Raw genomic sequence first — 25833 nt, forward strand, 5'->3', positions numbered from 1 at the left:
AACTGGGAACGTCGGCCGGGCGTACATTGCAACGACGTCCGGCCAATCGGTCACATCAAGGAGGCACTAGTCCAATGACAAGCCACGAGCGTGTCGTCAGCACGTCCGGTGCACGGGCGATCGAGACCAACAAGGTCATCCGCAACACGTACGTCCTGCTGTCCATGACGCTGGCGTTCAGCGCCGTCATGGCCGGGGTGGCGATGGTGAGCAACGCGCCGCCCATGCCCTGGTTCATCGTTCTCGCGGGGTACTTCGGTCTGCTTTTCCTGACCAACGCGCTGCGAAACAGCGCCTGGGGGCTGGCGTCGGTCTTCGCCCTCACCGGGTTCATGGGGTATACCCTCGGGCCGATCCTGAGTTTCTATCTGACCGCGGTCTCCAACGGCAGCGAAATCATCCTCACCGCCTTCGGCGGTACGGCGGCGATCTTCATCGGCCTCTCGGTCTATGCGCTGAGCACCCGCAAGGATTTCTCCTTCATGGGTGGGTTCCTGTTTGCCGGGATCCTGGTGGCGTTTCTCGCCGGGCTGGGCGCCATGGTGTTTCAGATGCCGGGCATGATGCTCGGGGTGAGCGCCATGTTTATCCTGCTCATGTCGGCACTGATCCTCTACCAGACCAGCGCCATGATCCACGGCGGTGAGACCAACTACATCATGGCGACGGTGGGGCTCTACATCGCCATCTACAACCTGTTCACCAGCCTGCTCCATCTGTTGATGGCGTTCGGCGGCGACGACTGACCGCACGCCATTGGCACGCAGTCAAAAAAAGCCCCGGTTCTTCCGGGGCTTTTTTGTTTCTTGCACGATGTCGGGAGTTCGGGAGTTGCAGCGCCATGGTGGATGTAAACATCCACCCTACGGCGTGACCGTGACTCCCGGCACACCCGGCATGCCCCGCGCGATCGGTACGGTCGTAGGGTGGACCTTCAGGTCCACCATGGCGCTGTTACCGTCACCGGTCGGGGTTCTCCGCCCAGGCCATGGGTTCACGCGTGCCTTCGAACCAGCCCAGCCGGTCCCGCAGCCCCACGACTTCACCGATGATCAGCAGCGTCGGCGCACGGATCCCCGACTGGGCCACGGTTTCGGGCAGCGCACTCAGGGGCGCGGTGACCACCCGCTGCGCCACGGTCGTGCCCTGCTGCACCAGAGCCGCGGGCATGTCGGCGCGCATGCCGTGCTTGATCAGCCCGTGGCAGAGATCCTGGAGGCTATGCAGCCCCATGTAGAACACCAGTGTGCGACCGTCCCGGACCAGCCCATCGAAATCCAGATCCAGTTCACCCTCCCGCCGATGCCCGGTGGCGAACACGCAGGACTGGGCGTGATCCCGGTGCGTGAGCGGAATGCCGGCATAGGCCGCGCAGCCGCTGGCGGCGGTCACACCCGGGACCACCTGGAACGGCACGCCCGCCTCCATGAGGTGCTCGATCTCCTCGCCACCGCGACCGAAGATGAACGGATCGCCCCCTTTGAGTCGGACCACATGTTTTCCTTCCCGCGCACGGTCCAGTAGCAGCTGGTTGATCTGCTCCTGCGGAACAGCGTGGTTGCTGCGGCGTTTACCCACGAATATGCGCTCGGCATCGGGCGGCACGTGCGCCAGGAGGCTGGCGGCGACCAGACGGTCGTGAATGACCACATCGGCCCGCTGCAGCGTCCGCAGCCCGCGGAGCGTCAACAGATCCGGCGCGCCGGGACCGGCACCGACCAGGCTGACGAAGCCGGTCGCTGTTCCGCCAGCTGCGCGCGTCGCACTTACAGTCTGCTCGGGATGATCGGCCGTCTGCCGAGCGGGCCTGCGCTTCTCCGGCAGGACCGGCTCGGCCGTGCCCGCCTCCGGACGGCCGGGAACCCAGATCGGTACGTTCGCCGCCCGGGCGGCGCGGATCACCGACGCCAACTCCGGTGCCTGCTCGTCGAGGATGATCACCAGTACGCTGCCGGCGACCGCTTCGTCCAGTGACGAGGCGTCCCGGGGACGTTCCATGGGGGCGACGCCCGGCACGGTTGCCGCGGCATCCCACCCCCTGAACAGGGTTGTGCGCAGCGTCAGGGCGTCCAGCCAGTATTCCGCGTCCGGTACGGCGCCCATGACCAACACCGGACGTCCGCCCGTGCTACACCGCAGAATCAGGGTGTCTGTCATCGTCGCTGGATCTCCATGATTGCTCACCTCCATGCCTGTCGTGTTCGCAACAGGCTAACCGCCTCTCTTTATTTACAAAAGCTCGTTTTTCGTTTACTCATATATGAATTCGTTATAAATATTCGGCGCTCGGAGTGACCATGAAACTGAACCAGCTCCGCTACATATGCGAGGTTGCACGTCGCGACCTCAACGTCTCGGCCGCGGCCGAAGCGCTCTACACGTCACAACCCGGGGTCAGCAAACAGATCCGCATGCTGGAGTCAGAGCTCGGCGTCCAGATCTTCGAGCGTAGCGGCAAGCACCTCACGCAAGTCACGCCGGCGGGTCAGGATATTCTTCAGGCGGCTCACCGCATCCTCGGGGATGTGGAGAACATCCGCTCCATCGCCGAGGAGCACCTGGACGACGCCCGCGGCAGCCTCTCCATCGCCACGACCCATACCCAGGCGCGCCACGCCCTGCCCGGCGTCGTGAGTACGTTCAGGGAGCACTACCCGCGCGTCAGTCTGCACATGCACCAGGGAACGCCCATGCAGATCGCGGAGCTCGCCGCCCACGGCGGTGTGGACTTCGCCATCGCCACCGAGGCCATCGACCTGTTCGAGGATCTGGTGATGATGCCGTGCTACCGCTGGAACCGCAGTGTGATTGTCCCCGACGGCCACCCCCTGCTGAACGAGGATCCGCTGACCCTGGAGTCATTGGCGGAATACCCACTGGTGACCTACGTCTTCGGGTTTACCGGACGCTCCAAACTGGACAAGGCCTACCGTCAGCGAGGGCTGGAACCGGAAGTGGTGTTCACGGCAACGGACTCCGAGGTGATCAAGACCTACGTGCGCCTGGGGCTCGGTGTCGGTATTGTCGCCTCCATGGCCTACGAGCCGGAGCGGGACGACGGCTTGAAAGCCATTCCGGCCGGGCACCTGTTCGAATCCAGTGTGACCAATATCGGCTTCCGGCGCGGCACCTACCTGCGCGGGTACATGTACGAGTTCATCCGCCTGTTCGCCCCGCACCTGACGCGGGAGGTTGTCGATCGGGCCATGGCCACGCGGGCCCAGGAAGACCGGGACGCGCTGTTCCGCGAACTGGAGCCGGAGCTGGCCGAGCACTGACGCCGGCCCGCCCCGTCGCGCCGGTTACTCAGCCAGCCACTCCCTGCCACCGAAATAGGGACGAAGGGCCTCCGGTATGCGAATGCGGCCGTCGGCTTCCTGGTAATTTTCCAGCAATGCCACCAGGCATCGCCCCACGGCCAGGCCGGAGCCGTTCAACGTGTGCAGCGGTTCTGGCTTGCCGGTATCCGGGTTGCGCCAGCGCGCCTGCATGCGGCGGGCCTGGAATGCCTCGAAGTTGCTGCAGGACGAGATCTCGCGGTAGCGCTCCTGCCCCGGCAGCCAGACCTCCAGATCGTAGGTTCGGGCGGCGGAAAAGCCCATGTCGCCGCCACACAGCAGTACGACCCGATAGGGCAGCTCCAGGGCCTGCAGAATCGCCTCGGCGTCCGCGGTGAGCGCTTCCAGCGCCGCATCGGAGTCCTGCGGGCGCACCAGCTGCACCAGCTCCACCTTCTCGAACTGATGCTGGCGGATCATCCCACGGGTGTCCTTGCCATGGGCGCCGGCTTCCGCCCGGAAACAGGGCGTGTGGCAGACGAACCGTAACGGGAGCTCATCCGCTTCGAGGATGCTGTCCCGGCTCAGGTTGGTGACGGGCACCTCGGCGGTGGGGATCAGGTAGTACTCCTGGTCGCCCGACAGCGCAAACAGGTCTTCGCCGAACTTGGGCAACTGACCGGTCCCGCGCAAGGAGTCGGCGTTGACGATATACGGGACGTTGACCTCCTCGTAGCCACGCCCCCCCTGCCGGTCCAGCATGAACTGGATCAGCGCCCGGTGCAGCCGCGCCATGGGGCCACGCAGGACCACGAAACGCGAACCGGTAAGCTTGGCCGCGGTTTCGAAGTCCATGAGACCACCGCGCTCGCCCAGGTCCACGTGATCCAGCGGCTGAAAGTCGAACGCACGGGGCTCGCCCCAGCGGCGGATCTCGACGTTGTCATCCTCGTCATCGCCCACCGGCACGTCAGCCTGCGGCACGTTGGGAATGTCCAGATAGAGCGCGTCGAGTTCTGTCTGCACGTCGCGCAGGGCCTCTTTGGCCGCGTCCAGCTGTTCGCCCAGGCTGGAGACCTCGTCGAGCAGCGGCTGAATGTCCTCGCCCTGCTGCTTGGCCTTGCCAATGGCCTTCGAGCGCCGGTTGCGCTCGTTCTGAAGCTCTTCAGCGCGGGTCTGGAGTTCACGACGGCGGGAGTCCAGCTGCCGGTACGCCGTCACATCCAGGGTGTATCCCCGCCGGGCTAGCGCCGCGGCGATCCCTTCCGGGTCGTTGCGCAGTTCTCGAGGGTCGAGCATATCCGGTTGATCCTTCTGGCTCAGACTGACAGAGCGCGCATTGTACCGGCTCGCGGACGGGAAAATAAGCGCGGCCCGGGGCGGCCACGACGGTCGCCCTACTTCCGGCGACGCCAGCGCGCGTCCGCGTCCTGCTGGCGCAGCCGCTGGAAGCGGTCACGAATCTTGGCTTCCAGCCCCCTGGGAAGCGGCTCGTAGAAGCGCTGCGGCGGGAGGTCGTCCGGGAAGTAGTCCTCGCCGGCGGCATAGCCGTCGGGCTCGTCATGGGCGTAGCGGTACTCCTCGCCATAGCCGAGTTCCTTCATGAGCCGGCTCGCAGCGTTGCGCAGGTGCAGCGGGACTTCGAGTGAGCCGCTCTCCCGTGCGGCCTTCATCGCTGCGTTGTAAGCCGCGTAGACAGCATTGCTCTTGGGAACGCTGGCGAGATAGGTGATGGCATGGGCGATGGCCAGTTCGCCCTCGGGGCTGCCCAGGCGCTCCTGGGCCTCCCACGCGTTGAGAGCGACCTGCAGCCCGCGGGGGTCGGCATTGCCGATATCCTCCGACGCCATCCGCACTACACGGCGGGCGATGTACAGCGGATCACAGCCACCGTCCAGCATGCGGCAGTACCAGTACAGCGCCGCGTTGGGATCCGAGCCCCGCACCGCCTTGTGGAGTGCGGAGATCTGGTCGTAGAACGCATCGCCCCCCTTGTCGAAACGGCGCAGGCCGGACGCGGCCGCCTCCTCCAGGGCCGACTCATCGATGGTGCCCGAGTCCGCCAGGTCGGCCGCCACTTCCAGCAGGGTGAGTCCGCGGCGGGCGTCGCCATCGGCCAGCTCCACCAGCTGGTCCAGGGCCTGGCTCGATACCGCAAGGCCGCGCTCGCCAAGGCCCCGCTCCGGGTCGGCAACCGCCTGCTCCAGCAACCCGCGCAGGGCCTCCCTGGAGAGAGCGCGCAGGACATAGGTGCGCACGCGGGAGAGCAGCGCGTTGTTGAGTTCGAACGACGGATTCTCGGTGGTGGCGCCGATGAAGATCAGGGTGCCGTCCTCCACGTAGGGGAGAAAGGCATCCTGCTGGCTCTTGTTGAAGCGGTGGGCCTCGTCGACGAACAGGACGGTGGCCTGCCCCTTCTCGCGCAACATGCGCGCTTCGTCCACCGCCGCGCGGATGTCCTTGACGCCGCTCATGACCGCGGAAATGGTGATGAATCGCGCGCCGCTGGCCTCTGCCACGAGCCGGGCCAGTGTGGTCTTGCCGGTTCCCGGCGGCCCCCACAGCACCATGGAGTGCGGATGGCCGGCCTCGATGCTCCGGCGCAGCGCCTTGCCCTCGCCCAGCAGGTGCTCCTGGCCGAGGAACTCGTGAATGGCGCGCGGTCGCATCCGATCAGCCAGCGGCCGAACGGGTGCATCCATGGTCACGGCCGGGACTCGCCCTGCTCGATCACGTCCATGTCATCGTCGGGTTCGAACCGGAAGCGGTTTTCGTCCAGAGACGCGTTGGTGCGAACATTGTGGAGCAACAGCTGGTTTTTCTGTCCAAGACCGTCCTCCACCACCACTTCGGCGGGCGCGCCGTCGCCCATGCGCAAACGGACGACATCCACTTCCCACTCGTCATCCCGGGGATTGAGGATGACCCAGCCGTCATCGGCCACCTCGATGCTGAACTGCTCCTCCAGCCCCGCGAGGTCGCCACTGAGAAGCAGCGCCGGCCCGGTGCCGAGGGTCTCCTGCAGCGGCCGGACGGTGACCTGCTGGAGGTCCTGGTCGTGGATCCACAGACGCTCGCCGTCGGCGACGATCCGCTGCGCATACGGCGCCTCGTAGACCCAGTCGAAGCGGTTGGGTCGCTGGATCGCCATGGTGCCCTGGCTTTCCTCGATGACCTGCCCGTCTTCGTCGCGCACGATCTGTTCGAAATCGCCCTCCAGGCTCTCCACGTCACTGAAATAGGATTCCAGGGCCGCCCGCGCATCCGCGGCAACCGTGCTGGAGACCCCTAGCATCAGGAGGGCCATGGCCTTGATCATCAGCGCCTTGCGCAGCATCGTGCATCCTCCGGTTCCGGTATCATTGTGCCGACTCCCGCCGCAGGGTGGACCGTCAGGTCCACCAACGGGACAGGCTCAGTCTTTCGGCGGCGGTGGCGCAATCACTTCGCGGCCGCCGTTGGATTGCAGTGGCCCCACCACACCGCTGTTCTCCATCTCTTCGACCAGACGTGCGGCGCGGTTGTAGCCGATCTTCAGGCGACGCTGGACACCGGAGATGGAGGCCCGTCGAGTCTCCGTAACGATCTGGACAGCCTGATCGTACAAGGGATCCTGTTCGCCGTCGCCGCCGCTTTCGCCGGGGATGCCCGGGATGGGCGCGCTACCGGACGACTCCTCCAGGACGCCGTCCACGTACTCGGGCTCACCCAGCTCCTTGAGATGGTTGACCACGCGATGGACGTCGTTATCCGAAACGAAGGCGCCATGGACGCGCGTCGGCATGTTGCTGCCGGTGGGCTGATAGAGCATGTCGCCGTGACCCAGCAACGCTTCCGCCCCCTGCTGGTCGAGGATGGTGCGTGAGTCCACCCGCGAAGAGACCTGGAACGCCATGCGCGTCGGGATGTTGGCCTTGATCAGCCCGGTGATCACGTCCACGGACGGGCGCTGGGTCGCAAGCACCAGGTGCAGACCGGCCGCCCGCGCCTTCTGGGCCAGCCGTGCGATCAGTTCCTCCACCTTCTTGCCGACCATCATCATCATGTCGGCGAACTCGTCCACCACCACCACGATGAACGGCAGCGTTTCCAGCTCCGGCGCAGCAGCCTGGGGATCATCCTCGGGCGCCTTCCAGAGCGGATCCGTCAGCGGTTCGCCCCGCTCCATGGCTTCGCGCACCTTGCGGTTGTATCCCGAGATATTGCGAACGCCCAGAGCGGCCATCAACCGGTAGCGCCGCTCCATCTCGCCCACACACCAGCGCAACGCGTTGGCCGCTTCCTTCATGTCGGTGACCACGGGCGCAAGCAGATGCGGAATGCCGTCGTAAATGGACAGCTCCAGCATCTTCGGGTCGACCATGATCAGCCGCACGTCTTCCGGGCGGTTCTTGTACAGCAGGCTGAGTATCATGGCGTTGACGCCCACGGACTTGCCCGAGCCGGTGGTCCCGGCAACCAGCAGGTGCGGCATCTTGGCGAGATCCACGACCACCGGTTCACCACCGATATCCTTGCCGAGCGCCATGGAGAGCGGCGATTGCGCCTTCTCCCACACACGCGCCCTGACGATCTCGCTGAAGGCGATCACCTGGCGCTGCTCGTTCGGGATCTCCAGACCGATCACCGATTTGCCCGGGATGACTTCCACCACACGAACGCTGACCACTGACAGGGCGCGCGCAAGATCCTTGGCCAGGTTGCTGATCTGGCTCACCTTCACCCCGGCCGCCGGCTGCGCTTCGAAGCGGGTGATGACCGGGCCGGGCTGGACCGCCACCACCTCGATCTGCACTCCGAAATCCGCCAGCTTCATCTCCAGTTGCCGCGACATGGCCTCCAGGGCGTCGTTCGAGTACCCGGCCTTCTGCTCCGGCGGCGGGTCCAGCAGTGAAACCGGCGGCAGGCCATCGGCCGTGGGGCTCGCGTTGAACAGCGGGATCTGCTGCTCCTTGCTGACCTTCTTGCCCGGCTTCGGTGCCGGTTTAATCGGCTCGATCTGCGGTGCCTTGCGCGTCTTACGTTTTTCCTTGTCCTGAACCAGGACATCCTTGCGCGCCCGCCGCGCCTTGCGCCCGGCCCAGGTGTCCCGCAGAACCGTGACGCCATGCCCCAGGGCGGCGGCACCGTCCATACACAGGCGTCCCACCAGGTCCATGAGGCTCAGCCAGGACAGGCCCGTGAACAGCGTGATGCTGGCCAGGAAGATGGCAAGCAGGAGCAGTGTCGCACCGAGGAAGCTGAACACGGCCTCGAGCGAGCCACCGATCACGTCGCCCAGGATACCGCCGGCATGCAGCGGCACGGTGCCCGGAAATGCCTCGATATGCAGCGCAGCCAGCCCGGCACCGGAGGCCAGGGTCAGCACGAACCCGAGCGCGCGAAGACCGAAGACGCCCCAGTGGAACTCGCCGTCCCGGCGCTGCCAGCACCAGGCCAGCCAGCCGGAGAAAGCGATCATGACCGGGAACAGGAATGCAAGGTAACCAAACAGGTACAGAAACAGATCGGCGAACCACGCGCCGGCGACGCCGCCCGCGTTCTCCACCGCCCCGCCGAAGCCACTGAAACTCCAGCCCGGGTCATTGGGGCTGTAGGTGGCCAGCGCCACCAGCAGATAGATGGCGATCGCCAGCAGCAGAAACAGCAGCGCTTCCCTCAGGCCGCGACTGACATGATGTCCGAGCGGTGAAGGCAGCTTGCGGTCTGAACGGGAGTCGGAGTCGGAGCTAGCCACGGCTGATCGGCCTATCCACGGAACGAGGAGCCACCGTCGAGAGCCCCGCCTGACGGCTGATTCGCCGCGGCACGGTCGCGATGGGCGCGAAGTCGAGAAATAATGTCATAGATGAATAATTGGCTGCAACTTACTATGTTTTCGGGTTTTTGCAAGATGGGCGGACCTCCGCACTCCGGCAAGAGACCGCTTGATGCCATTGCCAAGCATTGTACCGGATCCTGTCATCACACGCTGGTTGTCCCCGGATCCCGACACCGGCATGAGCGGCGCGGGTGACAGCATGCCGCAGCGCCGGCGCATCTCCCAGCCTGGCCTTATGGGGTGCAAGGTGAGTAACATCGCGTCATGGACGCAGCTGTCGTCACCGACCTCACCACCATCTCCAGCGACGAATGGAATGCACTCCGGGGCACCGAGGTGCCGTTTCTCCGGCACGAGTTTCTCGCGGGCCTCGAGACCACCGGGTGCATCACCGCGGACATCGGCTGGTTGCCGCACCACCTGCTGCTTCGCGACGCAAAAGGCCTGGCCGCGGCTGTCCCCGGCTACCTCAAGGGCCACTCCTGGGGCGAATTCGTATTCGACTGGGCCTGGGCTGACGCCTACGAGCGTCACGGCCTGCGGTACTATCCCAAATTGATACACGCCGTCCCCTTCACTCCGGCCACGGGGCCTCGGATACTGTGGAGGCTTGGCCTTGATGCCACGGAAGCCACGATGCTTGCAGTGGAGGCCTCGAAAGCGGTCGTGGCGGAGTGCGACCTGTCATCGGCCCACTGGCTGTTTCCCTCGCCGGCACAGTCCGAGGCACTGGAGGCCACCGGGTTACTGCGTCGGACGGGGTGCCAGTTCCACTGGCACAACGACCCCGGTTATCGCGATTTCCAGGATTTCCTCGACACGCTCACCTCCCGGAGGCGCAAGAGCATACGCCGGGAGCGCCGCCAGGCGAGAGAGTCCGGTGTGGAGGTGGTGCTAAAGACGGGAGACACCATTACGGAACAGGAGTGGCACACGTTTCATGCCCTCTACGCCCGCACCTTCCATGAGCACGGTAACGTGCCTCTGCTCACGACAGAGTTCTTTGTCCACTGCGGGCAGACTCTGGGCGAGTCGGTGCTCATGGTCCAGGGGTGGCGCGACGGCCGCATGCTCGCAGCCGCGCTGCTTTTCCGGGATGACGAGACACTCTACGGACGGTACTGGGGATGCTTTGAAGACGTCCCGGGCCTGCACTTCGAGGCCTGTTATTATCAAGGCATCGAGTACTGCATCACCAACGGAATCCAGCGCTTCGAACCGGGTGCGCAGGGCGAACACAAGATCAGTCGGGGCTTTCTGCCGACGGCAACCCGATCGTGTCACTGGATTCCCGATCCGCGATTCCGTGAAGCGATCGCCGATTTTCTGCATCGTGAGACGCCGATGGTTGAGCGGTATATTGAGGAGATGCACGCACATACCCCCTACCGTATCGGGCGCGGGAACGAGTGAGGTTCAGGCATGCAGCGGCGGATCCATTGGCTTGATGATGCGGAGGAGACCGAATTCCCCTCCCCGCATCTCGCTCTGACGCGCCCGAACGGGCTCGTAGCCATCGGCGGCAGCCTGTCCGAGCGGCGGCTGCTGGCAGCTTACCAGCGCGGGATCTTCCCGTGGTTCGAAGAGGATCAACCGGTTCTTTGGTGGTCACCGGACCCGCGTGGCGTGCTCTACCCCGACGCCCTGCATGTGGGTCGGAGCCTGCGCAAACGGCTGCGCAACAGTGACTTCGAGCTGAGCCTCGACACGGCCTTCGAGGCTGTCATCACGGCCTGTGCCGCCCCTCGGGGGCAGGAGACGGGCACGTGGATCACGAAAGACATGCACGATGCATACTGCCACCTCCACGAGCGTGGCATCGCGCACTCGGTGGAGGTGTGGCACCGAATGCGGCTTGTGGGTGGACTCTACGGCGTCTCCCTTGGGCGCGCCTTCTTCGGTGAATCCATGTTCAGCCGTGCGACCGACGCCTCCAAATTCGCCTTGGTCACGCTGACCCGGCAACTGCAGCACTGGGGCTTCCATTTCGTTGATTGTCAGATCATATCGCCGCACCTGGCCAGATTGGGCGCGGTGGAGAGGCCGCGCGCCCTCTTTCTGGACGACCTGGAGCGCGCACTGGACTACCCGGACCACCCCGGGACCTGGCGCTTCGATGAGGCGCTGGACGCAGCGCGGGAGCCGGGGCGGCCATGACTTCCGACCAGGGTTCCCGACGCCTCTCCCTTTACGTGACCGGCGATCACGAATGCGCCTATCTGCCGGACCGCACCGCCCGGACCGTGTTCGTGGACCCGAACTTCCCCTTGAAGAATGGTCACTACAGCGCGCTGATCCGCCAGGGAATGCGTCGCAGCGGGCGGTACATCTATCACCCCGGCTGCCCCTCCTGTAATGCCTGCCAGTCGCTGCGCGTTCCCGCCAGGGAGTTTCAGCCACGACGGCGGCAGCGCCGGTGCTGGCGCCTTAACGGCGACCTTCGGTCGACCGTGCGGAGCGCGGGGTTTCATCGGGAGCACTTCGATCTCTACCGCCACTACCTGAGCACACGGCACCCCGGCGGCGGCATGGATGCGCACGACGAGGCGGGTTACACGGATTTCCTGATCTGCCCCTGGGCCGAAACCCGGTTCGTGGAGTTCCGCCTGGATGGCCGCTTGCTAGCCGTGACTGTGATCGATCTCGTTGCCGACGGGTTTTCGGCGGTCTATACATTCTTCGATCCGGTCGAGACCCGTCGCGGCCTTGGTAGTTATGCGATTTTGTGGCAAATTGACGCGGCTCGTCGGTACGGCCTTGATTACGTGTATCTCGGATACTGGATCGCCGAGTGCGACAAGATGCGCTACAAGGCAGATTATCGGCACTGCGAGGTCTATCGGAGCGGCGCTTGGGAGCGCCTTGCCCCTCCCGGGACCCCGTCCGCGCACGGCGAACCATCCGACTCACACACGTAACGGCCGATCCGGGCCGTATGGCCTACCGGCTGCCAGGCGGCTCGATCCGCCGCAGCCGGAGAACCGACGCACGATTAACGTTGATCACGAGGTGCAGAACTGCATGGCGAAAGACGACCATATCAAGATGCAGGGGAAAGTCGTTGAGACCCTGCCGAACACGATGTTCCGCGTGGAGCTGGAGAACGGCCACGTGGTGACTGCCCATATATCGGGCAAGATGCGCAAGCACTACATCCGCATTCTCACGGGCGATACCGTGACGGTGGAGCTGACGCCCTACGACCTGAACAAGGGGCGCATCACCTACCGCGCACGCTGATTGCGCGATCCGCGTCGCCCCTGGCAGAGCGACGAAGGTGAGAAAGACCGACGGGACGAGGCTTCGTCCCGTCGTGCCGCGTGGTTACTCCGTGACCGCTTCCTCTCCTCCGGCGAACTCGAAGCCGAGTTCATCATCATCCCTGGCCCGGATGATGATCTCTCCACCGTTGGAAAGCCGCCCGAACAGCAGCTCTTCCGCAAGCTGCTTGCGGATTTTCTCCTGGATGAGGCGGCCCATGGGGCGTGCGCCCATCTGCGGATCGTAACCACGCTCCGCAAGCCAGTCCCTGGCCGTCTCGTCGACCCGGAGAATGACGTTCTTCTCCGCAAGCTGCGCCGCAAGCTCGTCCACGAACTTGTCGACCACCCGGCGGATGGTGACGCCATCCAGAGGCGCAAACTGGATGATGCCGTCCAGGCGGTTCCGGAACTCGGGCGTGAACGCCTTGCGCACCTTTTCCAGACCATCCGAGGAGTGATCCTGCGGTGTGAAGCCGATGGACCGGCGACTCATCTCTTCGGCCCCGGCGTTGGTGGTCATCACCAGGATTACGTTACGGAAGTCCGCATGACGGCCGTTGTTGTCCGTCAGCGTCCCGTGATCCATTACCTGCAGCAGCAGGTTGAAGACATCCGGGTGGGCCTTCTCGATCTCGTCGAGCAGAAGCACCGAGTACGGATGCTTGATGACCTCCTCGGTGAGCAGGCCGCCCTGGTCATACCCCACGTAGCCCGGAGGTGCACCGATCAGGCGCGAGACCGTATGCCGCTCCATGTACTCGGACATGTCGAACCGGATCAGCTCCACCCCCATCAGCTTCGCCAGCTGTCGGGTCACCTCGGTCTTGCCGACGCCGGTTGGCCCGGCGAACAGGAACGACCCGGTGGGCTTCTCGGGCGCAGCCAGCCCGGCGCGGGACATCTTGATGGTCGATGCCAGCGTCGTGATTGCCTCGTCCTGGCCGTAGATCAGCTCCTTGAGGTCTGACTCGAGCGTCTCCAGCACCTTCATGTCGGAGTTGGAGACCCGCTTTGGCGGAATGCGCGCCATGCTGGAGACTACCTGCTCGATGTCCAGAACACCGATGCTCTTCTTCTGCTTGGACGGCGGCATCAGCCGCAGCCGCGCCCCGGCCTCGTCGATCACGTCGATGGCCTTGTCCGGCAGGCGGCGATCGGTGATGTGCTTGCTGGACAGCTCCGCGGCGGAGCGCAGGGCCTTGTCAGTGTACTTGACGCCGTGGTGCTCTTCGAACCGGGTCTTGAGTCCGCGGAGAATCCGGAAGGTGTCCTCCACGGTCGGCTCGGGCACGTCGATCTTCTGGAAACGCCGTGCCAGTGCGCGGTCCTTCTCGAAGATGCCACGGTACTCCTGGTACGTGGTGGACCCGATGCATTTCAACTCGCCGCTCGCCAGCATGGGCTTGAGCAGGTTGCTGGCGTCCATGACACCACCCGACGCCGAACCGGCGCCGATAATGGTGTGGATTTCGTCGATGAACAGCACCGCACCGTCGGTCTTCTCGAGTTGCTTGAGCAGCCCCTTCAGGCGCTTCTCGAAGTCACCGCGGTACTTGGTGCCCGCCACCAGTGCGCCCATGTCCAGGGAGTAGATCGTGCTCTTCTTGAGCACGTCCGGCACCTGGCCGTCGACAATGAGCTTCGCCAGCCCCTCGGCGATGGCGGTCTTGCCGACCCCTGCCTCCCCGACGAACAGCGGGTTGTTCTTGCGCCGGCGGCACAGCACCTGGACGGTGCGCTCGATTTCCTGACGACGCCCGATCAGCGGATCGATCCGCCCACGGCGCGCCTTCTCGTTCAGGTTGGTTGCGAAACTCTCCAGCGGCGACTTGCTGCCGGAGTCCACTGCGGCGTCTTCTTCCACTTCGGCGCTCGATGCATCGTTGCTGCTGGATTCCTGATCGCCCGAAACCTTCGAGATCCCGTGCGAGACGTAGTTCACGACGTCGAGTCGCGTGATGCTCTGCTTGTGCAGGAAGTACACCGATTGCGATTCCTGCTCGCTGAAGATGGCCACCAGCACGTTCGCACCGGTCACCTCCTTGATCCCGGCGGACTGGACGTGAAGAATCGCGCGCTGGAGCACTCGCTGGAATCCCAGCGTGGGCTGCGTTTCGCGGGAATCGTTCGGCGGCAGCAGCGGCGTGGTCTCATCCAGGAACGCCTCGAGATCCTTCTTCAGATCGTCGAGATTGGCGCCGCAGGCCCGCAACACGTTGACCGCCGTCGGGTTGTCGGTCAGCGCCAGCAGCAGGTGCTCGACGGTGAGAAACTCATGCCGTTTTTCCCGCGCTTCCTTGAACGCGAGATTCAACGTGAACTCAAGTTCTTTGCTCAGCATGCGTGCTCACCTCTCAATAACGTCACTCAGGATAGCGCCCTATCCGGTGGACTGGCGCCAGGTGCGGGGAGTTCCCCGCCAGGGTCACGCTTCCTCCATAGTACACATCAACGGATGATTGTGTTCACGGGCGTAATCGTTGACCTGCTCCACTTTCGTCTCGGCCACATCGCGACTGTACACCCCGCAGATCCCGCTGCCCTTGGTGTGGACCTGCAGCATCACCTGGGTGGCCTGCGACCGGTCCATGCTGAAGAACGTTTCCAGCACATCCACGACGAACTCCATCGGCGTGTAGTCGTCGTTGAGCAGCAGTACCCGGAACAGCGGCGGCCGTTTCAGACTCGGCTTGGCCTCCTGGACGGAGACCCCGTCATCACCCTGTTGGTCACGACGCTCGTCACTCATGGCGTATCCATCTCACAGATCGTTGCGAAGGGTTGGTTGATACCACCCATTTTAAGAGAGGCCGACGCCGCTTCCAATCCGGGACAATCGGTCGGACCACCGCGATGCGGAGGAGAATCCGTTCGAGCGCGGAAGCGCGGAGGTCAGCTCGACCGCTACGATCCGATTACGGAGGAACCTGCCCTGCATGTCCTGAATGTGCGGCCGCAGCCCGCCGAAATCAAGCGAAGCCGCGCACAAAAAAGCCCGGCCATCGCAATGACCGGGCTTCGACGGCTACTCCGCCCGTGGCAGAGCAGCACCTCAGCGGGCAGTCTTCAGAACTGCTCCTCCTCGGTGGACCCCTTCATGGCGGTCACGGAGGATTCGCCACCCTGGATGGTGTTGGTGACGTTGTCGAAGTAGCCGGCACCCACTTCGCGCTGGTGGCGCGTCGCGGTGTAGCCGTCCTTCTCGCTGGCGAACTCGGCCTGCTGCAGCTCCGAGTAGGCGCTCATCTGCCGCTCCTTGTAGCCCTTCGCCAGGGTGAACATGGAGTAGTTCAGGGCGTGGAAGCCAGCCAGAGTGATGAACTGGAACTTGTAGCCCATGGCGCCCAGCTCGCGCTGGTACTTGGCGATGGTGGCATCGTCCAGGTTCTTCGCCCAGTTGAAGGACGGCGAGCAGTTGTAGGCCAGCATCTGGTCCGGGAACTCGCTGCGGATGGCTTCGGCGTACCGCTTGGCGAAGTCCAGGTCCGGCGTACCGGTCTCACACCAGATGAGATCGGCGTAAGGCGCATAAGCCAGACCGCGGGCGATGGCCTGCTCTTCACCGGCCTTGACGCGGTAGAAGCCTTCGGAGGTGCGCTCACCGGTGATGAACGGCATATCCCGCTCGTCGGCATCGTTGGTCAGCAGATCAGCCGCCAGGGAGTCGGTGCGGGCAACCAGGATGGTCGGCACATCCATGGTGTCCGCCGCCAGGCGGGCGGCGATCAGCTTCTGCACCGCTTCCTGCGTCGGCACCAGCACCTTGCCACCCATGTGGCCGCACTTCTTCACCGCCGCGAGCTGGTCCTCGAAGTGCACGCCGGCGGCACCCGCCTTGATCATGCCCTTCATCAGCTCGAACGCGTTCAGCACGCCACCGAAACCGGCCTCTGCGTCGGCCACGATCGGAGCCATCCAGTCGACGCTGTCATCGCCTTCCGCGTGGTTGATCTCATCGGCACGGAGCAGCGCGTTGTTGATGCGCTCGACCACATTCGGCACGGAGTCCACCGGGTACAGGGACTGGTCCGGGTACATGGTGTTGCCCTGGTTGGCATCCGCGGCAACCTGCCAGCCGGAGAGGTAGATCGCCTTGAGGCCGGCCTTGACCTGCTGCATTGCCTGGTTGCCGCTCATGGCGCCCAGTGCATTGACATACGGCATCTCGTGCATGCGCTGCCAGAGCGTTTCAGCGCCACGACGGGCCAGGCTGTACTCCACCTTAACGGTGCCGCTGAGGCGGACCACTTCCTCGGCCGAATAACCGCGCTCAACGCCCTTCCAGCGCGGGTTTTCCGCCCATTCCTTCTTGAGTTCCGCGATCTTTGCCTGATCGTTGCTCATCGAACTGCCTCCCGAATCCGGGCGATTATCGCCCCTGATATTGAAATCGGTGAACCTGTCTCGCGCCGGAGCGAGGGTGCTCGGCGCGAGACGCTACGGCCCACTGGTGAATCACTTTGCGTGCCGCCTTACCTAAGGGCCCTCTTGAGGCCGGCGATCAGGATCAACTGACAAGGCTCACGACGCGGACGGGATGCATGCTGCCCCCGCCGCTCGCGGAGTGTTCCGGGTGCATTACACTCCCGGGAACGACCCCGCTGCAGTCTGCGAAGCGGCGTCCTCCGGGTTCAAAGCCCGCCGCTCACGCAAATTCGTTCCGAGTGCTCCGCTTCCTGCGGGACCCAAAGCCATCGACAGCGCCAATGACGCGGGCCGAAATTGTGAATTTCACGCCTAGGTCTCTTTCCTGAGTGCGCGCATTGTATTGCGGCGGCGCATCATTTGACAACGCCTACCGGTCAATCTTGAATATTGGCTAACCCAATACTTCCGGGAATTCCCATGAGCGACCCGTCCGGACGTCTCTATTACAAGAACAATCGCGTGAAACAGCTCCGCGCGTTCTGTTACACGGCGCAGACGGGCAGCATCTCGCGGGCGGCGGAGCGGCTGTTCCTCAGCCAGCCGTCCGTTTCGCTCCAGATCCAGGCGCTGGAACGGGAGCTTGAAATCACCCTCTTCGAGCGCCGGGGCCCGAAGATCACGCTAACCCCGGACGGCAAGGCCCTCTATGAGCTGGCCTTGCCCCTGGTCGATGGCATCGATGCGCTACCCGCCCGCTTCGCCGAGCGCTACCAGACGCTCCAGAGCGGGCGCCTGGACATCGCCGCCGGCGAATCCAGCACGCTGTATCTCATTCCGGACCTGCTGAAGAACTACATGGACCGTTACCCGGACAGCCCGGTCAAGCTGCACAACCTGGTCAGCGCCGACATGCTCTCCGCCCTGCGCAACGACGAGGTCGATTTCGCCATCGGTTCGATGCTGGACCTTCCCGACGACGTCGCCTATCGGGCCGTCTACTCCTTCGACACCTCCCTGATCCTGCCCTTCGGCCATCACCTGGCTGGCAAGGAGCGCATCGAGCTGGACGATCTCGCCAGCGAGGAGCTGATCCTGCCGCCGAAGCACCTCACGACCTGGCGACTGGTGAACCTGGTACTCCAGCAGCACAACATTCCCTACGAGGTGCGGCTGGAGGTGGGCGGCTGGGAGATCATGAAGGCCTACGTGGAGCGGGGTTTTGGAATCGGCATTGCGAGCAACATCTGCATCACCGGTCGCGAAGATCTCGTGGTCAAGCCTCTGCCCAGCGTGTTTCCCCGCCGCACGTACGGCGTCATGTGGCGGCGTGGCAGATTTCTCTCGCCCCAGGCCAAGCGCTTCATTGAACTGATGCAGCCCGGTTTCTTTGATGATCCGGGCGCGAGCCCGCAGGCGGAGCCGCGGGGCGACAACCGGGTGTTCGTCCCCTCCGGCAGCTCGTCGGCCAAACCCCGGTCAAGCACCTGACGCCAGGCGACCACGCTTGCCGGGCACGCGCCGCACCGCTAGGCTCTGCTCCCATGGTCTGGAAGCCTCATGTCACCGTCGCCGCGATCGCCCACCACGAGGGCGCGTTTCTGCTCGTGGAGGAGTACGCCGGCGGCCAGCTCGTGCTCAATCAACCCGCGGGCCACCTGGAACCCGGCGAAAGCCTCGCCGAGGCCGTCGTACGCGAGACCCGCGAGGAATCGGCCTGGGATTTCCAGCCGGAAGCCATTGTCGGGGTGTATCGCTGGTTCAGTGCCCGGCGCAACGAGACGTTCCTGCGCGTATGCTTCTGCGGGGCAGTGCGGGATCACCGCCCCGACCAACCGCTGGATGACGGTATCCAGCGTGCCCTCTGGGTCACCCCGGACACGCTTCGGGACACGCCCGAGCGGCTGCGCAGCCCGCTGGTGATGCGCGGTATCGAAGATTACCAGGCGGGCTGCCGCTACCCTCTGGATCTCTTCCGGGACGTCATCGCCGACTGACCCGCATCGGTCGCCGTTTGGGAACCGCGCTCCCGGCGGTGTATGCTTCGCCGCAACACGGTTCAGGCCCCCGGGAAGTCGCGCGTCATCATGTCCACCGCACGTACTCCAAGCGTTATAGTCGGCCTCTCCGGCGGTGTCGATTCGTCGGTCGCCGCCCTGCGCCTGGTGGAACAGGGGTACCGGGTCCAGGGGCTGTTCATGCGCAACTGGGAAGACGACGACACCGACACGGTGTGCACCGCCGAGGCGGATCTGGAGGACGTGCGGCAGGTTTGCCGGGAGCTGGATATCCCGCTTCACCAGGTGAATTTCGCCGACCGGTATCGCCAGCAGGTCTTCGATGACTGCCTGCGCGAGTTCGAGGCCGGCCGGACGCCCAACCCGGACGTACTCTGCAACCGGGAAATCAAGTTCCGCGCCTTCCTCGACCACGCCATGCGCCTAGGCGCCGATTACGTCGCCACCGGGCATTACACCCGTATCGGCCGCGACCCGGACACCGGTCGCGCAACCCTGCTGCGCGGCCTCGACCACGGCAAGGACCAGAGCTATTTCCTGTACATGGTCGGCCATGAGGCGCTGGAGCGCACACTGTTCCCGGTGGGCGAACTGGAGAAGCCCGAGGTGCGCCGCATCGCCGAGGACGCCGGTTTCGACAACTTCGAGAAGAAGGACAGCACCGGCATCTGTTTCATCGGCGAGCGAGATTTCCGCGGCTTCCTGTCGCGCTACATCGCCAGCACGCCCGGCCCCATCGTGGATACAGCCGGCAACCGGATCGGCGAGCACCAGGGGCTGAGCTTCTACACGATGGGCCAGCGCCAGGGGCTGGGAATCGGTGGCCGTGCAGGCGCTGGCGGCCAGCCCTGGTACGTGGTGGGCAAGGATATCCCCGCCAACACACTGGTGGTCGCCCAGGGCGGCAACCATCCGGCGCTGTTCTCCGCGGGACTGATGGCGACCGATCTCCACTGGGTCGCCGGTGCGCCCCCCTCGGATGATGTCATGCGCTGTACTGCCAAAATCCGCTATCGCCAGCCGGATCAGGGTTGTACCGTCGGCGTGCAGGGCGATCGCGCCCGCGTGGTCTTCGATGAACCCCAGCGCGCCGTCACACCGGGCCAGTCCATCGTCTTCTACCACGGTGACCGGTGCCTCGGAGGCGGCATCATCGATCAACGCTTGAGCACGGGAGAACTTGATGCTGCAGTCCATGCGTAACCAGACCCTGGCGCTGGCCGCCCTGTTCCAGGCGCTCAGCGAAGTCCGCCGGATCGCACGCACCGGTCAGGCGAACATGGATGAGGTCGGGACGTGCATGAATGGGCTGCTCAACCGGTTCGACGGCGACATCGGCGCTGCCTACGGTGGAGAAGTACGGCTGCTCCCCGGGCTGCACCGGCTGCGCGACCAGCTCTCCGACCCGCAGGACCAGGAGCTCACCCGCTACGCCATCGTCCTCATGCACCTGGAGCGCAAGCTGATGCGTCAGCGCACCATGCTTGCCCAGCTCGCGGACGGGATCGAGCAGGCGAGCCGACAGGCAGAGCACTTCCACCCCGCCCACGAGAACGTGATCGGGCGCCTGGCCGACCTCTACGGCAACACCATCAGCACGCTGAAACCCAAGGTCATGGTCCAGGGCGAACGGCAGTGGCTCGAGGACCCGCGCAACACCAACCAGGTGCGCGCCCTGCTGCTGGCCGGTATTCGCGCAACCACTTTCTGGCGTACGGCCGGCGGTAGCCGGATGCGCCTGGTTTTCCGACGCAACCAGCTGCTCCAGGCGAGCGATCAGCTGGCGCGGGAACTCGCGGCTGGAACCGCGTGACGAGCACGTCCCGGACGGTCCGTCCGGGACCGCAAACTGCGCCGCATTCGTGTATGATAACGGCGCCACAATGAAAGCCGAAAAACCAGGGCGGTCCCAGCGCCCGTGTCCCGCCGCGCGCTCACGGACATGCGGGGCGAGCAAGGCCGGACCGGACGAGAGCACCAACTGGTAAAGACTGGGAGGCACAATGAAAGACAGTTTCAAAGCACGTTCGACGCTGAACGTCGATGGGCAGTCCTACGAGATGTTCAGCCTGAAGGCCCTTGAGGACCGCTTCGACCTGGGTCGACTCCCCTTCGCGCAGAAAGTCCTGCTGGAGAATCTCCTGCGCAAGGAAGACGGCGTCAACGTCACCAAGGAAAACATAGAGGCGCTGGCCCAGTGGGATCCCAACGCCAAGCCCAGCACCGAGATCGCGTTCACCCCCGCGCGCGTCCTCATGCAGGACTTCACCGGCGTCCCCGCGGTGGTCGACCTGGCCGCCATGCGCGACGCCATGCAGCGGCTCGGCGGTGACCCGAAGCGCATCAACCCCCTGGAGCCCGCCGATCTGGTCATCGACCACTCCGTCATGGTCGACCACTTCGGTACCAAGGACGCGCTGAGCCTGAACACCAAGCTGGAATACCACCGCAACCACGAGCGCTACAAGTTCCTGCGCTGGGGTCAGAGCGCCTTCTCGAACTTCCGCGTCGTGCCCCCGGGCACCGGCATCGTGCACCAGGTCAACATCGAATACCTCGCGGAAGTGGCCTTCACCAAGGAAGCGGACGGCGGCAAGCGCGTCTACCCCGACACCCTGGTCGGCACCGACTCCCACACCACCATGGTCAACGGCCTCGGCGTGCTGGGCTGGGGCGTGGGCGGCATCGAGGCCGAAGCCGCCATGCTCGGCCAGCCCATCAGCATGCTGATCCCGCAAGTGGTCGGCTTCAAGATGCGCGGCAAGCTGCCGGAAGGCGCCACCGCCACTGACCTGGTACTCACGGTCACGCAGATGCTGCGCCAGAAGGGCGTGGTCGGCAAGTTCGTGGAATTCTTCGGCGACGGCCTGTCCAACATGCCGCTGGCCGACCGGGCCACCATCGCCAACATGGCTCCTGAATACGGCGCCACCTGCGGCATTTTCCCGGTGGACAACGAAACCCTGCGCTACCTGGAGCTCACCGGCCGCAGCGAGCACCAGATCAAACTGGTGGAGGCCTACTACCGTGAACAGGGCATGTGGCGCGAAGACGGTGAGCGCGAGGCCGAGTACACCGATGTGCTCGAGCTGGACCTCTCCACCGTTGTCCCCAGCCTGGCCGGCCCCAAGCGCCCCCAGGACCGGGTCGCCCTGACCGACGCCAAAGAAACCTTCGACGCCAACCTCTCCAAATTCCTGGAGGACCATCACGGCGCCGAAGAAGACCGCTTCCTGAACGAGGGTGGCGACACCGCCGTGGGCGGCCAGGTGGACTACGACAAGGGCGCGGTCCAGGTCGAGATCAACGGCCAGAAGACCCTGATCAAGCACGGCGCCGTGGTCATCGCCGCGATTACCAGCTGCACCAACACCTCCAACCCGGACGTGCTGGTCGCCGCTGCGCTGGTGGCCAAGAAGGCGCGTGAGCGTGGCCTTGGCACCCAGCCGTGGGTGAAGACCTCCTTTGCCCCCGGGTCCCAGGTCGTGCCGGCCTACCTGCAGCGCGCAGGCCTGCAGCACTACCTCGACGAGCTGGGCTTCCAGGTCGCCGGTTTCGGCTGCACCACCTGCATCGGCAACTCCGGCCCGCTGCCGGACGAAGTCACCCAGGCGATCCGCGAAGGCAACCTGATGGTCGCCTCCGTGCTCTCCGGCAACCGCAACTTCGAAGGCCGCGTGCACCCCGAAGTGCAGACCAACTGGCTGGCCTCTCCGCCCCTGGTGGTGGCCTACGCCCTCGCCGGCAGCATGACGGTGGACATCACCCGCGAGCCCATCGGCAAGGACACCAAGGGCGAGCCGGTCTACCTGAAGGACATCTGGCCGTCGCAGCAGGAAGTGGCGGACGTGGTCAGCGGCAGCCTCGACCGCGAGATGTTCCAGGAGCGCTACGCCGACGTCTTCGCCGGTGACAGCAACTGGCGCAACATCGAAGTCTCGGATGCCGAGAACTACGACTGGGCGCCGTCCACCTACATCGCCAACCCGCCCTACTTCGAGGGCATGACCATGGACGAGCCGGGCATCTCCGAAATCAAGGATGCCCGTTGCCTGGTGTACGTCGGCGACTCCATCACCACCGACCACATCTCCCCCGCCGGTGCCATCAAGCCGGACAGCCCGGCCGGCGAGTACCTGCAGCAGCAGGGCGTGGAACCCAAGGAGTTCAACTCCTATGGCTCCCGTCGTGGCAACCACGAGGTGATGATGCGTGGCACCTTCGCCAACGTGCGCCTGCGCAACAAGATGGCGCCGGGCACCGAGGGCGGCTGGACCACCCATGTCCCCTCCGGCAAGGTGACGAGCATCTTCGATGCGGCCATGCAGTACAAGCAGGACAACACCCCGCTGGTGGTGCTGGCCGGCAAGGAGTACGGCACCGGCTCCAGCCGTGACTGGGCGGCCAAGGGCACCAACCTGCTGGGCGTGCGCGCCGTAATCGCCGAGAGCTACGAGCGCATCCACCGTTCCAACCTCGTCGGCTTCGGCGTGGTGCCGCTGCAGTTCAAGGATGGCGACAGCGCCGAAGGCCTCGGCCTCACCGGCAGTGAATCGTTCTCCTTCTCCTCCCTGGAGGGTGAGCCGGAGGCGGTGACCGTCACTGCCACGGCGCCGGACGGCAGCTCCAAGACGTTCGACGCCCAGGTGCGCATCGATACGCCGAAGGAATGGGAGTACTTCCGTAACGGTGGCATCCTGCACTACGTGCTGCGCAACCTCGCCAAGGAGTCCTGAAACCCGGGATCCCTGACGGGTTGAAACAAGAGGCCGGCCGGTTCCCCAACCGCGCCGGCCTTTTTTCGCCCAGGGTGCCTGGAGGAGGATGCCCTCGGAGCTCCAGCCATGGTGGACCTGAAGGTCCACCCTACGAATGTCGCCATGCCAGGAGCTGGGACACTGACCATGAATGTAGTCCGCGTAGGGTGGACCTTCAGGTCCACCAAATGAAACGACCGGAAAGTACTCACGCCCTCAAGAAATCACCCCGGTTGCCGATACCCGTGTCAGCACAGGCAGCCCTGACTGACACGAACCATGATTTCGACAACCGCGTGCCAACGTCCGATCTCCACGCCCTCCGGCCTGAACCGGATATGCAGCAAGGCTGGCGCCGCAGTCCTGTGGGCTGCCTTGCTTCTGCTGCCGGCAGCGGCCCAGAGCAACGAGGCCCTGCCGACAACCGGGCAGCATTACATGGCCAGCCTGAGCGAGAGCAGCTGGTACTGGGAGCGCCATGCCAACGCCTGTCACCTCATGCACGCCATTCCCGGCTTCGGGCTGGCCGTGTTCACACGGGCCGCCGACGGGGCCGTTGCGCTACGCGTCTACACCGGCAATCCGCCCGCCGAGGCGCACACCGTTGATCTGTGGTCGGCGCCCCGGGACTGGGACGCATCCGCGGTGCGGCGGATCGGGTCCGTCGAGGGAACCCCTGGGCCCGAAACCTTCCGGTTCGGCCCGGACATGGCGGTGCAGGTGCTGCGCGAACTGGAGCGCGGTGCCTACCCCACTCTCTCCTTCGACGACTGGCACGCGCCAGGCAACACGCTCGCGGTGAGTCTCTCCAACGCCGGATTCCGACCGAAGTACCGGGCCTTCATGCGCTGTCAGCCCAGCGAGGATGCGCAGCCGGTCACGTCCCGGCGCGACGAACGGCAGTCCCACGACGCGTCAAACGCCCTGACGGTACTCGACGGCAACGCGCCGGACGAGATTCCCGAGGCGACGGACGGTGTGGTCTCCGTCACGACGCGGCAGATCCCGCCGGACGCAACGACCATCACCCTGGAGTCGGACAACGGTCTACCGCCATCACCGCCCTCCCGCCTCCTGGCCCGTCATGGCCAGGCCGTGATCCCGGCCGATCTTCTGGAGGCGGAACGGGAAGCGGAACAGCAGCGGCAACAGGAGCGCGAAGGGGCCCGGCGCGCCGCCGAGGCCGAGGCGCGCCGCGCGCAGGCGGAAGAAGAGGCGCGCGCCGCAGGCAGCAACGACGAGGGCAGTGGCACTGACGAGAACGGCGGCAACGGTGACCAGGACGGTGTCTACGAGCCCGCTGCCGATGTACCGGACGTTGTTTACTTCGTCTCGGGCGACACCGGGTTGACCCGCACCGAACAGGACCGCATCAATGCGTTCGTTGACGCGCTGGGTGAAGACAGCCAGGCGACCATCACCGTTACGGGGCATACGGGCAGTTCCGCGCCGGAAGCCTACAACGAGGGACTGGGCCGCGAGCGGGCCAATGCCGTTCGGGAGTACCTCGTGGACCGCGGCATCGCCGAGAACCGTATCGTCGTGGCCACCGCCGGCTCCAGCAACCCGGCGGCGGAGGACGACTCTCCCTTCGAGCAGGCAGCAAATCGGCGCGCCCGACTACACGCCGGTGAACGGGACTGACTCTGTCTGACGGTACCGGTGCCATGGACGGCGCCGGTGCCTGCCGCATGTGGCGAACCTCGTGGGGCCACCTGTACACTGCGACCATGCGTTGCGAACCGGCTGTCCCCGTCACCCTCTTCTTAGACTACAACTGCCCCTTTTGCTACGTCGCCAGCCACCGCCTCGAGCGGCTGAACGCGCGCTACAGGCTGGATGTGCTCTGGCGCTTCCTGGAAATACGGCCGAATGCGCCGAGCCCGGAGGCCGACGGTGCAGATCAGCTGAACCAACCGGCCCTGCACGCACTACTACGGGAGGATGACCTGCCCTGGCATCCGCCGGCGGTTCTGCCGAACACGCGGCGCGTGCTACTTCTCGCCCAGACGGTACTCCTGTACCGACGACCATGTTTTCCGGCGTTCCACCGCGCCGTGTTCCATGCCGTTTTCGGAGAAGGCCGGGATATTGGCGATACGTCAGTACTCAACGCGCTGGCGCGGGAGTCCGGGGTGGATGACCTGATGACGACTGCATGGGAGTCGGCTGAGCCCGTGGAGGCGTTCCTGTCCCACGTTCAGGCTGCGCAGGAGCTGGATCTCGCGAGCGTACCTGCGCTTGTGGTCGCCGAGCGGCCTTTTCAGGGGGCGGTCTCCACGGATCTGCTGGAGCAGGCGCTCGAGCAGGCGGCCCGAGGCGGAGCCTGAG

The 25833-nt window shown here is 65.0% G+C and carries 20 protein-coding genes and 1 pseudogene; 13 read left to right on the forward strand and 8 right to left on the reverse strand.

From position 1 onward, the window contains the following. The first annotated feature begins 74 nt into the window (after nt 1–74). Nucleotides 75–746: a Bax inhibitor-1/YccA family protein gene (locus ACNSTU_RS02830; protein WP_290632492.1), complete on the forward strand. Its 672-nt coding sequence runs from the start codon at nt 75–77 to the stop codon at nt 744–746. Between the two features lie 214 nt (nt 747–960). Here the strand turns inward: ACNSTU_RS02830 and cobA are convergent. Beyond that, nucleotides 961–1791: pseudogene (gene cobA, locus ACNSTU_RS02835) on the reverse strand (uroporphyrinogen-III C-methyltransferase); the annotation flags it as partial. 506 nt (nt 1792–2297) lie between these two features. Here cobA and cysB point away from each other — a divergent pair. After that, entirely contained in the window at nt 2298–3278 is a 981-nt protein-coding gene (gene cysB / locus ACNSTU_RS02840; protein WP_290632494.1) for an HTH-type transcriptional regulator CysB, read from the forward strand. A gap of 24 nt (nt 3279–3302) precedes the next feature. On the opposite strand, the gene serS is transcribed toward cysB, so the two are convergent. From serS to ACNSTU_RS02860, 4 genes are all read right to left on the reverse strand, one after another. Beyond that, a complete protein-coding gene (gene serS / locus ACNSTU_RS02845) occupies nt 3303–4577 on the reverse strand; it encodes a serine--tRNA ligase (protein ID WP_290636843.1) in 1275 nt (424 codons plus the stop codon). Between the two features lie 98 nt (nt 4578–4675). Beyond that, nucleotides 4676–5980 carry a replication-associated recombination protein A gene (locus tag ACNSTU_RS02850; RefSeq protein WP_290632512.1) on the reverse strand — a complete coding sequence of 435 codons (1305 nt, stop codon included), beginning with the start codon at nt 5978–5980 and terminating at the stop codon, nt 4676–4678. 2 nt (nt 5981–5982) lie between these two features. Then, nucleotides 5983–6615 (reverse strand): outer membrane lipoprotein chaperone LolA, encoded by a 633-nt coding sequence (lolA, locus tag ACNSTU_RS02855; RefSeq protein ID WP_290632498.1) that lies wholly within the window; start codon nt 6613–6615, stop codon nt 5983–5985. Nucleotides 6616–6693: 78 nt separating this feature from the next. Further along, the gene (locus tag ACNSTU_RS02860) at nt 6694–9015 is read right to left on the reverse strand and encodes a DNA translocase FtsK (RefSeq protein ID WP_418212059.1); all 2322 of its coding nucleotides are present in this window, start codon (nt 9013–9015) and stop codon (nt 6694–6696) included. A 348-nt stretch (nt 9016–9363) separates the two neighbouring features. Between ACNSTU_RS02860 and ACNSTU_RS02865 the strand changes: the two genes are divergently transcribed. The 4 genes from ACNSTU_RS02865 to infA all read left to right on the forward strand — a co-directional run bounded on the left by ACNSTU_RS02865 (nt 9364) and on the right by infA (nt 12339). After that, entirely contained in the window at nt 9364–10512 is a 1149-nt protein-coding gene (locus ACNSTU_RS02865) for a GNAT family N-acetyltransferase (protein WP_290636844.1), read from the forward strand. A gap of 9 nt (nt 10513–10521) precedes the next feature. Next, the gene (gene aat, locus ACNSTU_RS02870; protein ID WP_290632502.1) at nt 10522–11256 is read left to right on the forward strand and encodes a leucyl/phenylalanyl-tRNA--protein transferase; all 735 of its coding nucleotides are present in this window, start codon (nt 10522–10524) and stop codon (nt 11254–11256) included. After that, nucleotides 11253–12017, forward strand: a complete 765-nt coding sequence (locus tag ACNSTU_RS02875) for an arginyltransferase (protein ID WP_290632504.1) — start codon at nt 11253–11255, stop codon at nt 12015–12017. The genes aat and ACNSTU_RS02875 overlap by 4 nt, the downstream gene beginning before the upstream one ends. A 103-nt stretch (nt 12018–12120) precedes the next feature. Continuing rightward, on the forward strand, nt 12121–12339 hold the full coding sequence (gene infA, locus ACNSTU_RS02880) for a translation initiation factor IF-1 (protein ID WP_290632506.1): 219 nt from the start codon (nt 12121–12123) through the stop codon (nt 12337–12339). Nucleotides 12340–12423: 84 nt separating this feature from the next. Here the strand turns inward: infA and clpA are convergent, their stop codons facing one another. From clpA to aceA, 3 genes are all read right to left on the reverse strand, one after another. Next, nucleotides 12424–14703, reverse strand: coding sequence for an ATP-dependent Clp protease ATP-binding subunit ClpA (clpA, locus tag ACNSTU_RS02885; protein ID WP_290632508.1), 2280 nt, complete (start codon nt 14701–14703; stop codon nt 12424–12426). Between the two features lie 84 nt (nt 14704–14787). Beyond that, a complete protein-coding gene (gene clpS, locus ACNSTU_RS02890) occupies nt 14788–15111 on the reverse strand; it encodes an ATP-dependent Clp protease adapter ClpS (protein ID WP_290632510.1) in 324 nt (107 codons plus the stop codon). Nucleotides 15112–15428: 317 nt separating this feature from the next. After that, complete coding sequence (gene aceA, locus ACNSTU_RS02895; RefSeq protein WP_418212060.1) at nt 15429–16706, reverse strand: isocitrate lyase; 1278 nt, start codon at nt 16704–16706, stop codon at nt 15429–15431. A 501-nt stretch (nt 16707–17207) separates the two neighbouring features. Between aceA and ACNSTU_RS02900 the strand changes: the two genes are divergently transcribed. From ACNSTU_RS02900 to ACNSTU_RS02930, 7 genes are all read left to right on the forward strand, one after another. Continuing rightward, the gene (locus ACNSTU_RS02900; RefSeq protein ID WP_290634878.1) at nt 17208–18218 is read left to right on the forward strand and encodes a LysR family transcriptional regulator; all 1011 of its coding nucleotides are present in this window, start codon (nt 17208–17210) and stop codon (nt 18216–18218) included. 53 nt (nt 18219–18271) lie between these two features. Continuing rightward, nucleotides 18272–18724 (forward strand): NUDIX hydrolase, encoded by a 453-nt coding sequence (locus tag ACNSTU_RS02905; RefSeq protein WP_290634880.1) that lies wholly within the window; start codon nt 18272–18274, stop codon nt 18722–18724. 90 nt (nt 18725–18814) lie between these two features. Continuing rightward, nucleotides 18815–19948: a tRNA 2-thiouridine(34) synthase MnmA gene (mnmA, locus tag ACNSTU_RS02910; protein ID WP_290636847.1), complete on the forward strand. Its 1134-nt coding sequence runs from the start codon at nt 18815–18817 to the stop codon at nt 19946–19948. Beyond that, entirely contained in the window at nt 19929–20558 is a 630-nt protein-coding gene (hflD, locus tag ACNSTU_RS02915) for a high frequency lysogenization protein HflD (protein ID WP_418212061.1), read from the forward strand. Before mnmA ends, hflD begins: the two co-directional genes overlap by 20 nt. 190 nt (nt 20559–20748) lie before the next feature. Then, nucleotides 20749–23481: an aconitate hydratase AcnA gene (gene acnA / locus ACNSTU_RS02920; RefSeq protein WP_290634886.1), complete on the forward strand. Its 2733-nt coding sequence runs from the start codon at nt 20749–20751 to the stop codon at nt 23479–23481. Nucleotides 23482–23781: 300 nt separating this feature from the next. Next, nucleotides 23782–25146 (forward strand): OmpA family protein, encoded by a 1365-nt coding sequence (locus ACNSTU_RS02925; protein ID WP_418212062.1) that lies wholly within the window; start codon nt 23782–23784, stop codon nt 25144–25146. A 47-nt stretch (nt 25147–25193) separates the two neighbouring features. Beyond that, nucleotides 25194–25832 (forward strand): DsbA family oxidoreductase, encoded by a 639-nt coding sequence (locus ACNSTU_RS02930; RefSeq protein WP_418212063.1) that lies wholly within the window; start codon nt 25194–25196, stop codon nt 25830–25832. The last annotated feature ends 1 nt before the right edge of the window (nt 25833 follow it).

It is taken from the genome of Aquisalimonas sp. APHAB1-3, from assembly GCF_048323695.1.
Lineage (GTDB): Bacteria > Pseudomonadota > Gammaproteobacteria > Nitrococcales > Aquisalimonadaceae > Aquisalimonas.

What these genes read in the sequence shown, in the direction of transcription:
- ACNSTU_RS02830 (WP_290632492.1), top strand. Translation starts at nt 75, where the DNA reads ATGACAAGCCACGAGCGTGTCGTCAGCACGTCCGGTGCACGGGCGATC.
- cysB (WP_290632494.1), top strand. Translation starts at nt 2,298, where the DNA reads ATGAAACTGAACCAGCTCCGCTACATATGCGAGGTTGCACGTCGCGAC.
- serS (WP_290636843.1), bottom strand. Translation starts at nt 4,577, where the DNA reads ATGCTCGACCCTCGAGAACTGCGCAACGACCCGGAAGGGATCGCCGCG.
- ACNSTU_RS02850 (WP_290632512.1), bottom strand. Translation starts at nt 5,980, where the DNA reads ATGGATGCACCCGTTCGGCCGCTGGCTGATCGGATGCGACCGCGCGCC.
- lolA (WP_290632498.1), bottom strand. Translation starts at nt 6,615, where the DNA reads ATGCTGCGCAAGGCGCTGATGATCAAGGCCATGGCCCTCCTGATGCTA.
- ACNSTU_RS02865 (WP_290636844.1), top strand. Translation starts at nt 9,364, where the DNA reads ATGGACGCAGCTGTCGTCACCGACCTCACCACCATCTCCAGCGACGAA.
- aat (WP_290632502.1), top strand. Translation starts at nt 10,522, where the DNA reads ATGCAGCGGCGGATCCATTGGCTTGATGATGCGGAGGAGACCGAATTC.
- ACNSTU_RS02875 (WP_290632504.1), top strand. Translation starts at nt 11,253, where the DNA reads ATGACTTCCGACCAGGGTTCCCGACGCCTCTCCCTTTACGTGACCGGC.
- infA (WP_290632506.1), top strand. Translation starts at nt 12,121, where the DNA reads ATGGCGAAAGACGACCATATCAAGATGCAGGGGAAAGTCGTTGAGACC.
- clpA (WP_290632508.1), bottom strand. Translation starts at nt 14,703, where the DNA reads ATGCTGAGCAAAGAACTTGAGTTCACGTTGAATCTCGCGTTCAAGGAA.
- clpS (WP_290632510.1), bottom strand. Translation starts at nt 15,111, where the DNA reads ATGAGTGACGAGCGTCGTGACCAACAGGGTGATGACGGGGTCTCCGTC.
- aceA (WP_418212060.1), bottom strand. Translation starts at nt 16,706, where the DNA reads ATGAGCAACGATCAGGCAAAGATCGCGGAACTCAAGAAGGAATGGGCG.
- ACNSTU_RS02900 (WP_290634878.1), top strand. Translation starts at nt 17,208, where the DNA reads ATGAGCGACCCGTCCGGACGTCTCTATTACAAGAACAATCGCGTGAAA.
- ACNSTU_RS02905 (WP_290634880.1), top strand. Translation starts at nt 18,272, where the DNA reads ATGGTCTGGAAGCCTCATGTCACCGTCGCCGCGATCGCCCACCACGAG.
- mnmA (WP_290636847.1), top strand. Translation starts at nt 18,815, where the DNA reads ATGTCCACCGCACGTACTCCAAGCGTTATAGTCGGCCTCTCCGGCGGT.
- hflD (WP_418212061.1), top strand. Translation starts at nt 19,929, where the DNA reads ATGCTGCAGTCCATGCGTAACCAGACCCTGGCGCTGGCCGCCCTGTTC.
- acnA (WP_290634886.1), top strand. Translation starts at nt 20,749, where the DNA reads ATGAAAGACAGTTTCAAAGCACGTTCGACGCTGAACGTCGATGGGCAG.
- ACNSTU_RS02925 (WP_418212062.1), top strand. Translation starts at nt 23,782, where the DNA reads ATGATTTCGACAACCGCGTGCCAACGTCCGATCTCCACGCCCTCCGGC.
- ACNSTU_RS02930 (WP_418212063.1), top strand. Translation starts at nt 25,194, where the DNA reads ATGTGGCGAACCTCGTGGGGCCACCTGTACACTGCGACCATGCGTTGC.